The sequence below is a fragment of the Siphonobacter sp. BAB-5405 genome, assembly GCF_002872335.1.
Classification (GTDB): Bacteria; Bacteroidota; Bacteroidia; order Cytophagales; family Spirosomataceae; genus Siphonobacter.
Map to the genome: position 1 here is coordinate 104,085 of NZ_NJAG01000014.1, position 12,329 is coordinate 116,413.

Here is a 12,329-nt window from a genome sequence, read left to right on the forward strand (position 1 = left end):
TACCAGAAGGGTTGGTCCTGTTGATGGGATTGCGTATATTGGAAAGCCTCTATTCAAACCATTTTTCGGAAAACATATGATTAACAAAAGACCTTTATTAACTGTTCAATCCAAGCGTCACTGGCTTTATTTCTGGGGGAATCTCGTAGCTATGGTATTGTTCTGTTTAGGTGCAGGCATTGCCTTTTCTTACTCTTTTTTTAGTCACTACGGGCTGCAAAAAACGAATACGGGTGAACAGTTCTCGATGCTGTTTGGGATCGGTTTAATTATTACTTCCTTCTACGGATCCTGGTCATTCTGGGAGCAGGCTCCGAGGATCGTTCTGGATACTGAAAAGCTAATCTATAACGGTACCGAAGTCTTTTACTGGAAAGATATGGAACGACTGGAATTGACGGGCAAGCATCACTCCAAACTTCTATGGGCTACGGGCGAGGGCGTACAGATGTTATTCAAGGGAAATGTCAAACGCGTCTTTTTTGATCACATGTACCAGAATAGCTGGTTGATGAAGCTCTTTCTGGAACAGATTGTACTGCAGGGCCAAGCACGCATTACTTTGCCTCAAGTAACTGTCCTGGAATACAGCACAAGTAAGGCCATCTATTATCAAGGGAGTGTATGGCAGGCTATGCCCTTTTATTTCTTCCTCTTCATAAACGTTATGTTTTTTGTACCACTACTCAACCCAATTAACCGGGAACCTATGTATTTCCTTAGTTGTGGTTTTATAGCCATTTTGCTTTGGCGTGTAGTGACATCTAGTTTACATTATATAGGTCTATCTGAAACGGAACTCATTATTAAAAACCGTCTGTGGCCTGGGTATCAAAAAGTATTTCTTTTAGAGGAACTACGTGAAGTGGCTTATGAATCCAAGGGAAAAGGTTTTCCCGCTCTGAAAGTGATTCGGAAGGATTTTAAAACCCATTCTTTCATTGCCGATGGCCTTAGTAATCGGGAATGGTTGGCCTTACGCGACCGACTTCGGGCCAAAGATCTACGGGTACGAAATGAACTGGGTATTCGGGTAAAAAATGCCGTTAGTAAGACAGTAAAATAGAGACCCATGGAAAGGTTAACTTTATTTGCAGTTAAACGAGCCTTGTGTCTTAACCTAAACTGACGTCTATCTATCCTTAATGAGCAATACTAGTAGAAATGCTACTCGAATAGAATCCATCGAATGGTTACGGGGAATTGCCTCCTTAGGTATATGTATAGTACATATCTTTTTCACGCTGAATTACTTTGATAGCCAGGACGTTTTTTACCAACGCTACTTCCGTTATTTTCAGGAAATGGGACGATTTTGGGTACCCATGTTTTTTGTCATCTCAGGGTTCATTATCACGTATTCACTGGATAAGAAAAGTTATTCCTTAAAAGCGTATCCGGTTTTCTGGATTCGTCGGATCATCCGAATCCAGATTCCGTATATCGCTTCGTTGGTAATAGCCATGGGCAGCTTATATATCTATTCAGTCGTTTCAGCTAAGGAAACGCCGTCATTGAATTCCAAAAATTTGTTACTAAATGCGGTTTACGGCAATGTTTTTCTGGACAGTCCTTGGATTAACCCCGTAGCATGGACTCTATTTATTGAAATTCAGTTTTATACCCTAATCGGTCTGATTGTCCCTTTTATACGGGGAAACAAAGTAATTCATACCCTCACTCTATGGCTGGTCTTGTTAACTTGTCTACGTTTCGCTGTGTATGAGGGAACCGAACGATTTCTGCCCTTCTACTTTGATGTGTTTATGGCGGGTATCTTAAGTTTTAAACGATATAGGGGCTTAATCTCTTGCTCTTCTTTCGCTATACAGATGGGTATAGTTCTCGCTCTTATCGCAATGATTCACGGGAAAGCCTATGCACTAGCATCTACTCTAGCGGTACTAGTCATTTTACCTAATTATCAGATACCCTTGAAGAGCTTGTACCGATTAGGACAACTATCTTATTCTCTGTATCTGATTCACTGGACGCTGGGTGTGGAAATTCTTCGTAACTGGTTTACACTAACGTATCCTGCCTCTGGCCCGGTACTGAAAAGTCTAGCTGGACTAAGTATTCTGGGTGTTTGCCTCGCTTTCGCTGCCTTGTTTTATCAGTGCATTGAAAAACCGGCCATAGCGTTAGCCAGAAGAGTAGTACCATAGGATAGTGAGCGATAGTCTTTCCTTTCTTCTGAAAATAAAATAAGGTCTATGGCTGAGCGAGCTATTCTTTTTTCTGGAAAGGCAAACATTTTCCCAAGTAATCCGTTGAAGAGTGTTTGTCTTTCCAAAAAAATTGCTATTTTCGTCCCCGCAAATGAAAAGTCCACGTTCCATAGCACGGTTATTCAGCTTGTTTCTGGCAAGTGTGTTGCTGATTGCTTCGGTAGCAGTGAAAGGCGTATCGGCGAAAGCATTGCCCTTGCCTAAAGCTCCTACTGAAAAGTCAGATCAGACTTCTGGTACGCCCAAAGCAACCGTTCAGGCACTCTCCCCGATGGCGACGGTCTCGGTGGCCGATTTTTCATTTACGCAGGACTTTTACCTGCTACCGCCCTCGGTGTACTGCTTCGAAGTCAGCAAGCAGCAACCTACGTCGGTTGGAATTCCTCAATTCCGACTTCCTTATCATGAAGTGCTCTTTGAGCATGTGATTTCACCGAACGCTCCCTAGTCGTTTTTATCCGGATTCTCAATCCCTAGTTTCAATAGTATCCTTTTCCAATTGTTTTCTTATTTACTCTGGTTGCGGGCGTAAGTGCTCGTAGCCCAAAGCCAATTTATCCATGCAAAATCGTGGTGTTATAGTGGCTCTAACGGGGATTTTTGCCGCGTTGTGCCTCTACTACCTCTCTTTCACGTTCGTATCGCAGGATTACAAGAAAAAAGCGATCGAATACGCTACAGATCCCCGCACGGGCGAAGTAGACAAAGCTAAAAAACAACGGTATACGGATTCTTTGTGGAAAGAAGATGTATGGCTGGGAAGTACGCTTCAGCAGGTAACCGAGCGTGAACTGAACCTGGGTCTTGACCTTCAGGGTGGTATGCACGTGATTCTGGAAGTATCTCCGGTAGATATCATCAAATCGCTGGCCGGTAACAGCCGCGATCCCAAGTTCCTGGAAGCTCTAGCTGTTACGCAGAAAGAGCAGGGTAACTCACAGTCGAACTTTGTCGATGCCTTTGCTCGTAACTTCAAAAGCCTGAATCCCGATAAGAAACTGGCGGATGTTTTTGCGAACGCTACGAACCGGGCTACGATCAACTTCCAGACTTCCGATGCGGATGTGGTGAAAATGATCAAAACCGAAGTAGACGGTGCCGTAGAGCGTGCGTTCCGCGTTATTCAGCAGCGGGTGGATAAATTCGGCGTATCGAACCCGAACATTCAGCGTATCCCGAACTCTGGCCGTATTCAGGTGGAATTAGCGGGTGTGGATGATCCGGCTCGGGTACGTAAACTGTTGACGGGTTCTGCGAAACTGGAATTCTGCGAAGTATACGAATTGCAGGAATACGCTCCGGCTCTGGATGGTATTGGTAACATTCTGCTCGAAGAAGAACGGGAACAAAGTGCGGCTTTGAAAAGCCCCGCTACGCAACAAGCTTCCGTAGATACAGCGGCTAAAGCAAACGGTGGTCTGGCTTCTGCTCTGACGAAAAAAGATTCAGGTGCTGCAAAAAGCGACACTACGCAATCGGCTAACGCAGGTGCTGCTCTGACGAAACTGTTCATCCCGATGCAGGATGGACTGGGTGTAGCCGTAAAAGATACGCCTCGGGTAAATGCTCTGCTGGCTCGTAACGACGTTCGTACTTTACTGCCTTCAGACCTGAACTTTGCCTACGAAGCCAAGCCTCGTACGATCAATAACAAAGACATCATGGCTTTGATCGCGGTAAAACGCGGTCCGAACGGTGAAGTTCCCCTGGATGGTTCAGTAATCATAAACGCTTCACAAGATTACGATCAGAGCGGTCGCGTGGACGTTTCCATGCAAATGAATCCCGAAGGTGCCCGTAAATGGAAAAACCTGACGGCTTCTAACATTGGTCGCCGGATTGCCATTTTGCTGGATGGTTATGTACAATCAGCTCCGGTAGTAAACGGTGAAATCCCGAATGGTAACTCTAGTATCTCTGGAAACTTTACGCTTGAAGAAGGCAAAGATTTAGCCACGGTACTGAAAGCAGGTAAACTGCCCGCTCCGACGACGATCGTAGAAGAAGCCGTCGTAGGTTCAACGCTGGGTTCAGAAGCCGTGAACGCGGGTATTCTGTCTTCAGTAGTAGGTCTGTTCGTCGTACTGATGTTTATGCTGGCGTACTATAACCGCTCTGGTTTCATTGCTGACATCGCCCTGCTGATCAACTTGTTCTTCCTGATGGGTATCATGGCGTCGCTAGGTTCAGTATTGACCTTGCCTGGTATCGCCGGTATCGTACTTTCAATTGGTATGGCTGTGGATGCGAACGTACTGGTCTTTGAACGGATCAAGGAAGAGTTAGCTCTAGGAAAGCCGATGAAGCTGGCCGTGAGTGACGGTTTCAAAAATGCGACTTCTTCGATCATTGACTCCAATGCTACTACGCTGCTGTCTGGTCTGATCCTGTTGTTCTTCGGAACGGGTCTGATCCTGGGCTTCGCCGTAACGCTGGTTATCGGTATCTTCACTTCGCTCTTCGCGGTATTCTTCGTAAGCCGGGCGTTGATGGATATCTGGGTAGAAAAAGGCTGGAAAATCAACTTTGTTTCGGGTCTGACCAAAAACTGGTTCAAAGATTCGGACTTCGATTTCGTATCAAAACGTCGTCTGTACTATACCATTTCTTCTGTAATCATTGCGGCCGGTATCCTTTCGGTAGTAATCAAAGGATTCGGATTGGGCGTTGATTTCAAAGGTGGTCGTACCTACGTTGTACGTTTTGACAAGAGCATCAGTACCGACGATGTTCGTACGGCTCTGGAAGGACCTTTGGACGGCTCACCTGAAGTAAAAACCTACGGTGGTAGCGGTATCGGTGGTGATCAGGTACAAATCACGACGGATTACCTGGTAGACCAAACGACGGTAGAAGCCGATCGCGAAGCTCAGAACAAGATTATTCAGGGCGTGAGCAAAATCGGTAAAGCTGAAATTCTGAGTTCGTCGAAAGTAGGACCTACGATCGCGAATGACATGATTTTCTCGTCGCTGTACTCCATTCTGGCGGGTATTGCGGTTGTGTTTGGTTACATCCTGCTTCGCTTTAAGAAACTGGCGTTCGGTTACGGAGCAATGGTGGCGGTATCGCACGACGTACTGATTATCCTGGCTATCTTCTCGATTTTCAACGGCATTCTGCCCTTCTCACTCGATGTAGATCAGTCCTTCGTAGGTGCCTTGCTGACGATCATGGGTTATTCGATGAACGATACGGTCGTCGTCTTTGACCGCGTTCGGGAATACCTGCGGGAGGGTAGTCCGAAAAACGAAAGTATTCCGACGATTATCAACAACGCCTTGAACTCGACGCTAAGCCGTACGGCCGTAACGGGTCTTTCAACGATGCTGGTACTGATCGTACTGTTCTTCTTCGGCGGTGAAACGATTCGTGGTTTCTCGTTCGCCATGTTGATCGGGGTCATCGTAGGTACGTACTCTTCGCTGTTCGTAGCTACGCCAATCGTGGTTGACTTCCTGACGAAAGATCAGGAGCAAAAAGGAGCAGCTCTGGAAGTAGCTAAAGTGAATAAGCCTGCGGATAAATTTGCAGTTCCTTCACCCGAAGATTTCCTGATCGAAGGTGAAGAACCACAAGCTGCGGCTGAAAAAGCTAAAAAAGAGAAGAAAGATCGGATCATCAAGCCGAAACTTTAAGAAGCGATTTGTGGGTAGTTAAGCCGTAACAGAAGCCATGCTTCCAATCAACGATTGACTATCTTACGAGTTATGCATAAAACAGGCCTGCCGAACATCGGTAGGCCTGTTTGCTTTACATGAACAAATCGTAATCGGGTAATACGGTTGTTTAGCTCGGGTTGATTAGAGACAAAACCATTCGCTCTGACAAATAGGAACTTGTCAATAGCGTGTACGTATGCAGGGATTCTTACTACTCTATTGGGCGTAATAGCGATGCGGCAAGAAAGCCATTACGGGCGGTACCGGAAGGAATTGGTATCCATGCCAAATGAAATCATTGGTTCAAATGACATGAATTGATTGTAAATATTAGGTAAGTTTATTGAAAAGGCAAATAGTATTTTGATTTTACAGAAAAAGTCAAAATTTTTATTGACTTATCTACGCTGATAGGTAAGAAAAGAGTAGGCAACGGAATGTTTATCGTCTTGCGGATGATCTTGACGGTGGATTAGGTCAAAGACATCCGTGCTAAATTCAGGAAAATACGCGTCTCCTTTGAATTGGCCATGAATGAGAGTAAGTTCCAGCACATGGGCTTTGGGAAGCGTTTCCGAGTAAATCTGAGCCCCGCCCAGTACCATTACTTCTTCTTCATTTTTGTAATAGTCCAGAGCTTCGTCAATACTGTTCATCACCAGAAACCCAGGATCAACCTGATAATTGGGCTGGCTGGTTACAACGATATTCCCGGTTTTCGACCAAATGCGGTCCGGCGTGTCGTAGCTTTTCCTGCCCATGATGGTTTTCTTACCCGCAATCAGTCGTTCTACGTGGGCGTGATCGTTGGGTAAAAAAGGCCAGGGGAGAATTCCATGATTACCGATGAGGCGATGCTCATCCATGGCGGCTACGAGGGTAATTTTCATGTGGGCAGTTGGTTACTGGAAAAGACGATTGATCGCCAAAAATAACAAGAGTCTCTATACTTGTTATTTTTCGCTCTAAAATGAAACTGCCGACTCACAAGAGTCGGCAGTTTAAATGATATATGCATTGACGTTCCTTTGGTACTTACGCCGCCATAATGAACTGATCCGCATTTTCATCGGGACGAATCCGTAGTACATTGGCTAAGGTCAGCGTAATCAAGGTTTTGGAAGCCATCCACATGGGAATATGAGCGATTTGCGAGAAAAGCTGTACTGTAATGCCCGGATGATCACCGAGGTATTTCATCAGTACTTCTTCTTTGTGACCATATTTGAATTTCACGTCCTGCACCCGATCCTCCCATTTCAAAATTTGCCGTACTTCTTTGCTGGCCTGAATGGAACGATCATTAACGCGTACGTACGTCTTCTTTTCCTGCTGAGCTGGATCCAGGCTAACGTAGTGAGGGCGTTGCTGGCTACGCGGAATGCGGAACACAAGCACTTCGCGTTCATTTTCTACGTAGACACGTTCAAGGGTATATTCAATTGCAGGAAAGCAATATTTTTCGAGGGCCCGGCACAAAATGAATTCATCATCGTCGGCGAACTTCAAACCCGGTATCGACTTATCATCACCGACGCCTACTAACAGAATGCCACCCTGGGTATTCGCAAAAGCCACCACCTCGCGGATAATCTTCTCAGGATGGTTCGCTTTTAGCTTAAATTCCAGCCGCTCATTTTCTCCTTTCTTCACCAGTTCTTTCAAGGCTCGAAGATCCATCGTGCCTCGTACACTGCGGGTGGCAGTTTTTTCCGCCATTCCCGACCAGCCATCCTTCATGACCATCGTAGTTAGAGGGTTTCCCAAATTTAACCAATCCTCTAAAAGAAAAAAGGGTTCAGAGGAAATTATTTTTATACGTATAAAATGCTTTTCCTTCCGGGAAAATTCCAAACATTTTACTCTATTTTGCCGTTACCACTCACAGCATCACTCTTTTATCCAATGGAATGGGTTTGGAATATCCTGATTGTTATAGGGACATTTTTACTAATGGAAGCAGTAGCCTGGTCGACGCATAAGTACGTTATGCACGGCTGGTTATGGTCCTGGCACGAGGACCATCATCATCCCCATGCTGGCTTTTTTGAGAAGAACGATTATTTCGCCGTAGTGTTTGCCACGGTAGCTATTTCTTTAATTCTAATCGGTAGCGAAGTGCCTTCCGTGCGGTTTTTATTGTGGGTAGGCATTGGCGTAACGGCATACGGACTTTTCTATTTCATCTTCCACGACATCATCGTGCACCGGCGAGTCAAGATCAAATTCGTAGCCCGTTCCCGCTACATGAAACGCATCATGCGGGCCCATTATATCCACCATAAAGTACACACCAAACAAGGTGCCCAGGCCTTCGGCTTTCTATACGCTCCGAAGAAGTTTGAGCAGGAGAAAATGTAGATAGTTTACAGTTTGCGGTTTTCTGTTTTCAGTTAAAAAGCGAGGGCCTTCCAAAATCTGGAAGGCCCTCGCTTTTTAACTGAAACAAGCTTTGTAATTACAGTTTAACATGGATTCCAAACAACTGAAAACAGAAAACCGCAAATTGAAAACGCAACTTATTTCTTCAACATATTCGGCAGTTTGATTTTGCCGTCTTGTACTTTGTTCATTGTTTTCATCATCTTCCGCATTTCCTCGAACTGCTTCATCAGGTTGTTTACCTGCTGAATGCTCGTACCCGAACCGGTAGCAATCCGGCGGCGACGTGAACCGTCGATCAGATCGGGATTCTTGCGTTCTTTCAGCGTCATGGAGCTGATGATGGCTTCGATGGGTTTAAACGAGTCATTGCTAATGTCTACGTCTTTAATCGCACCGCCCAGGCCGGGAATCATGCCCATCAAATCCTTGATGTTACCCATCTTCTTGATTTGCTGAAGCTGCGAGTAAAAATCCTCGAAGTTGAACTGGTTTTGACGAATCTGTTTGTTGATGCGGTTCGCTTCTTCTTCGTCGAAGGCTTGCTGAGCCCGTTCTACCAGCGACAGCACGTCACCCATGCCGAGAATCCGGCTGGCCATCCGATCGGGGTAGAAAATGTCGAGATCTTCCATTTTCTCACCCGTCGACATGTACTTGATGGGCTTGCTCACCACCTGACGAATCGAAAGGGCTGCACCCCCGCGAGAATCCCCGTCGAGTTTGGTCAGTACAACTCCGTCGAAGTTCAGACGATCGTTGAACGTCTTGGCCGTATTTACTGCATCCTGACCCGTCATCGAATCCACGACGAAAAGCGTTTCCGTCGGCTCAATGGCCTTCTTCACGTTTTCTACTTCCTGCATCATGGCCTCATCAATCGCCAGACGACCCGCGGTATCAATGATGACTACGTTCTTGGAGTTTTTCTTCGCGTACTCAACGGCGTTGCGGGCAATTTCAACGGCGTTCTTATTATCAGGTTCCGCGTAAACTTCAACGCCGATCTGCTCACCCAGGGTTTGAAGCTGGGCAATAGCGGCCGGGCGATAGATGTCACAGGCGGCTACAATCACCTGCCGACCTTGCTTCTTAATGTTATGGGCCAGTTTACCCGTAAACGTCGTTTTACCCGATCCTTGCAGACCGGCAATCAGGACGATCGCAGGAGAACCTTTGAGGTTGACACTTTCCGCCTGACCACCCATGAGTTCGGTCAGCTTGTCGTGTACAATTTTTACCAGCATCTGGCCGGGCTCCACCGCAATCATGATCTTCTGACCGATGGCTTCCTCCCGGATCTGATCCGTAATATCTTTGGCTACTTTAAAGTTAACGTCGGCATCAGTAAGGGCCCGGCGAATTTCTTTCACCGTCGAAGCTACGTTGACATCGGTAATCTTTCCGCTCCCTTTGAGGGTACGGATGGCTTTATTGAGCTTGTCCTGTAAATTATCAAACATGGTTAGTAAAGAATACTAAAGCGTAAGGTCTGTAGATTGGAAAAGGCTTTGGCTAAACCTTCAAAAAATTCATATTCAGCGTATGACTTCGAATTTTTTTGGCAAAGGTACCATTCACAAACGACTATTTGAATAGATAAAATCCCATAAATGGTTTTTTTTTGGCTTGATTTCACCGTCCTGCTTACCTTTGGGGTTCAATTCATTACCTGACTCTTTCCGACGTCTAATCATGCAGAAAATTAAAGTAGCGAACCCAGTCGTCGAACTCGACGGGGACGAAATGACCCGAATCATCTGGAAGTTTATCAAAGAAAAGCTGATTCTTCCCTACGTTGATGTCGATATTAAATACTACGATTTAGGTATCGAATACCGTGACGAAACGAATGATCAAGTGACGGTAGATGCCGCTAACGCCATTAAACAATACGGTGTTGGTATCAAATGTGCCACGATTACGCCCGACGAGGACCGCGTGAAGGAATTCAACCTCAAGCAAATGTGGAAGTCGCCCAACGGAACGATCCGTAACATCCTCGATGGTACGGTATTCCGGGAGCCGATCGTAATGCAGAACGTTCCTCGCCTGGTAACCACCTGGACGTCTCCCATTATCGTTGGCCGTCACGCGTTCGGTGATCAGTACCGGGCAACGGATTTCATCGTACCTGGTAAAGGTAAACTGACGATGAAATTCGAAGGTGAAGACGGAACGGTACAGGAATACGATGTTTTCAACTTCCCCGGAGCTGGCGTAGCCATGGGTATGTACAACCTCGATGAATCCATCGCTGGTTTCGCCCGTTCCTGCTTCCAGGTAGGTCTGCAAAAAGGCTGGCCCGTATACCTGTCTACGAAGAACACGATCCTGAAGAAATATGATGGTCGTTTCCGTGACGTATTCCAGGCGGTTTTCGATGCAGAATTTGCCGAGAAATTCAAAGAAGCCGGTATTACGTACGAGCACCGTCTGATCGATGACATGGTAGCCGCAGCTCTGAAATGGAGTGGCAGCTACGTATGGGCTTGTAAGAACTACGACGGCGACGTTCAGTCGGATACCGTTGCTCAGGGCTTTGGCTCACTCGGTCTGATGACTTCTGTACTGCTGACGCCCGATGGCTCCGTGATGGAAGCTGAGGCGGCTCACGGTACCGTAACGCGTCACTACCGCGAACACCAGAAAGGAAACCGTACGTCAACGAACCCGATTGCTTCGATCTACGCCTGGACGCGTGGTCTGGCCTTCCGTGGTAAGCTCGACGGTAACGAAGAACTGATCCGTTTTGCTACGGCTCTGGAAGAAGTTTGCGTAGAAACCGTAGAAGCGGGTAAAATGACCAAGGATTTGGCCATCACTATCCACGGTAACAAAGTAAACCACGGCGAGCATTACCTGTACACGGAAGAATTCCTGGACGAGCTCGACAAAGGCTTACAGGCGAAACTGGCGAAGTAATCGTTGGGACTGACCCAAGCAAAAAGGCACTTATCCGCGAGGGTAAGTGCCTTTTTGCTTGAAGGAAAACGAAACTTACATATCGTCTAACTCTTCTTCTTCAAAGTCTTCGGTATCTTCATCTTCGTCATCCTGTTCAGCGGTAAACTCGTCCATTTCTTCCGCTGGGTCCATGGTGTCACCACTTTCATCCATGGGTTCGTCGTAAAATTCGAAATCGTCTTCTGGAATGTTCATAAGTTTAGGTAGTAGATTAGATTGTATGAACGCAAACGTACTTACGTTCAGCGGCTAAAGACACCAATACAACTTTATTGTTTTGTGAAATTTGGTGCATCTAACCTTAACGGATGGAAAATGTACTAAAAAGATTAATTAAGTTATTTTTTGTCTTTGTATAATCCAGTGTCAAGCCTGTACCTGCGATTATTTTTTGCTTTACTTTGGCGGCAAATCCTCTGATTCTGTCTTATGATCAATTACGTACTCTTTGACGGCCCGAAAATTCGCCCTCATTTGTTACCGCTGGTATTCACCCGGCCTATGGCTGAGTTGCGGGTCGGTATTCGGACCATCACGGAAAAATGGACTGACTGGTTAGGAGTAAAACCCACCCACTATACTCAACCGTATTTGCAGGGGAAGTATCCCTACAAAAAAAGCTCGGACACGATTTATCTACACGGTGGACTTTGTCCGAACGAACGGCTGGTACGCTCGTTGGAACAGCTCAAACCCGGTGAAGCTTTATTACAGGGACCTATCCTGCTGGCCGTTCGGGCTAAACATCTGGCCCTGGAAGATCTCGTACACGACAACCCCAATTTTCAGAAACAGTATTATTGGGATAAAGTAACCGTCATTCAGCGACTGCCGGATCTGGTCGTACACAATGGTGAACAGATTAATACGGATTTCGAACGAATCACGGCAGGCCGTACCAGTCAGCCCATTACCGATCGATTCACGGCGTATTACAACGAAGAACAAATTTTTATCGAAGAAGGCGTCCAAATTCGCTCGGCCATACTCAATGCCGAAAATGGACCGATCTATTTAGGAAAAGACGTACAGATTCAGGACGGTGTGATCATACAGGGGCCTTTTGCGGCTCTGGAAGGAGCCGTGA

At 46.2% G+C, this 12,329-nt stretch carries 11 protein-coding genes; 7 read left to right on the forward strand and 4 right to left on the reverse strand.

Annotation, left to right across the window (positions count from 1 at the left end; all coding sequences use genetic code 11):
• The first annotated feature begins 151 nt into the window (after positions 1–151).
• The 4 genes from BWI97_RS13735 (at position 152) to secDF (ending at position 5,869) form a co-directional block, all read left to right on the forward strand.
• Positions 152–1,066 carry a hypothetical protein gene (locus BWI97_RS13735; protein ID WP_158242756.1) on the forward strand — a complete coding sequence of 305 codons (915 nt, stop codon included), beginning with the start codon at positions 152–154 and terminating at the stop codon, positions 1,064–1,066.
• Between the two features lie 79 nt (positions 1,067–1,145).
• Positions 1,146–2,168: an acyltransferase gene (locus BWI97_RS13740; RefSeq protein WP_102201376.1), complete on the forward strand. Its 1,023-nt coding sequence runs from the start codon at positions 1,146–1,148 to the stop codon at positions 2,166–2,168.
• 154 nt (positions 2,169–2,322) lie between these two features.
• Positions 2,323–2,679 carry a hypothetical protein gene (locus BWI97_RS13745; RefSeq protein WP_104709439.1) on the forward strand — a complete coding sequence of 119 codons (357 nt, stop codon included), beginning with the start codon at positions 2,323–2,325 and terminating at the stop codon, positions 2,677–2,679.
• A gap of 112 nt (positions 2,680–2,791) precedes the next feature.
• A complete protein-coding gene (secDF, locus tag BWI97_RS13750) occupies positions 2,792–5,869 on the forward strand; it encodes a protein translocase subunit SecDF (protein ID WP_102201377.1) in 3,078 nt (1,025 codons plus the stop codon).
• A 422-nt stretch (positions 5,870–6,291) separates the two neighbouring features.
• Here the strand turns inward: secDF and BWI97_RS13755 are convergent, their stop codons facing one another.
• The gene (locus tag BWI97_RS13755; protein ID WP_102201378.1) at positions 6,292–6,783 is read right to left on the reverse strand and encodes a dihydrofolate reductase; all 492 of its coding nucleotides are present in this window, start codon (positions 6,781–6,783) and stop codon (positions 6,292–6,294) included.
• 145 nt (positions 6,784–6,928) lie between these two features.
• Positions 6,929–7,633: a helix-turn-helix domain-containing protein gene (locus BWI97_RS13760; RefSeq protein WP_233207847.1), complete on the reverse strand. Its 705-nt coding sequence runs from the start codon at positions 7,631–7,633 to the stop codon at positions 6,929–6,931.
• 213 nt (positions 7,634–7,846) lie between these two features.
• Between BWI97_RS13760 and BWI97_RS13765 the strand changes: the two genes are divergently transcribed.
• Positions 7,847–8,254 (forward strand): sterol desaturase family protein, encoded by a 408-nt coding sequence (locus tag BWI97_RS13765; protein WP_094816461.1) that lies wholly within the window; start codon positions 7,847–7,849, stop codon positions 8,252–8,254.
• 158 nt (positions 8,255–8,412) lie between these two features.
• Here the strand turns inward: BWI97_RS13765 and ffh are convergent, their stop codons facing one another.
• On the reverse strand, positions 8,413–9,738 hold the full coding sequence (gene ffh, locus BWI97_RS13770) for a signal recognition particle protein (RefSeq protein ID WP_102201379.1): 1,326 nt from the start codon (positions 9,736–9,738) through the stop codon (positions 8,413–8,415).
• 232 nt (positions 9,739–9,970) lie between these two features.
• Here ffh and BWI97_RS13775 point away from each other — a divergent pair, with 232 nt between their 5' ends.
• Complete coding sequence (locus BWI97_RS13775; protein WP_094816291.1) at positions 9,971–11,200, forward strand: NADP-dependent isocitrate dehydrogenase; 1,230 nt, start codon at positions 9,971–9,973, stop codon at positions 11,198–11,200.
• Positions 11,201–11,275: 75 nt separating this feature from the next.
• On the opposite strand, the gene BWI97_RS27680 is transcribed toward BWI97_RS13775, so the two are convergent.
• Positions 11,276–11,437, reverse strand: coding sequence for a hypothetical protein (locus tag BWI97_RS27680; RefSeq protein ID WP_158242757.1), 162 nt, complete (start codon positions 11,435–11,437; stop codon positions 11,276–11,278).
• Positions 11,438–11,671: 234 nt separating this feature from the next.
• Here BWI97_RS27680 and BWI97_RS13780 point away from each other — a divergent pair.
• Positions 11,672–12,329, forward strand: a 658-nt coding sequence (locus BWI97_RS13780) for a putative sugar nucleotidyl transferase (protein ID WP_255402860.1), incomplete at its 3' end; no start/stop codon positions are given.

Excerpts from the sequence above, each read along its gene's own strand:
- BWI97_RS13735 (WP_158242756.1), top strand. The coding sequence starts at position 152 with ATGGTATTGTTCTGTTTAGGTGCAGGCATTGCCTTTTCTTACTCTTTT.
- BWI97_RS13740 (WP_102201376.1), top strand. The coding sequence starts at position 1,146 with ATGAGCAATACTAGTAGAAATGCTACTCGAATAGAATCCATCGAATGG.
- BWI97_RS13745 (WP_104709439.1), top strand. The coding sequence starts at position 2,323 with ATGAAAAGTCCACGTTCCATAGCACGGTTATTCAGCTTGTTTCTGGCA.
- secDF (WP_102201377.1), top strand. The coding sequence starts at position 2,792 with ATGCAAAATCGTGGTGTTATAGTGGCTCTAACGGGGATTTTTGCCGCG.
- BWI97_RS13755 (WP_102201378.1), bottom strand. The coding sequence starts at position 6,783 with ATGAAAATTACCCTCGTAGCCGCCATGGATGAGCATCGCCTCATCGGT.
- BWI97_RS13760 (WP_233207847.1), bottom strand. The coding sequence starts at position 7,633 with ATGAAGGATGGCTGGTCGGGAATGGCGGAAAAAACTGCCACCCGCAGT.
- BWI97_RS13765 (WP_094816461.1), top strand. The coding sequence starts at position 7,847 with ATGGAAGCAGTAGCCTGGTCGACGCATAAGTACGTTATGCACGGCTGG.
- ffh (WP_102201379.1), bottom strand. The coding sequence starts at position 9,738 with ATGTTTGATAATTTACAGGACAAGCTCAATAAAGCCATCCGTACCCTC.
- BWI97_RS13775 (WP_094816291.1), top strand. The coding sequence starts at position 9,971 with ATGCAGAAAATTAAAGTAGCGAACCCAGTCGTCGAACTCGACGGGGAC.
- BWI97_RS27680 (WP_158242757.1), bottom strand. The coding sequence starts at position 11,437 with ATGAACATTCCAGAAGACGATTTCGAATTTTACGACGAACCCATGGAT.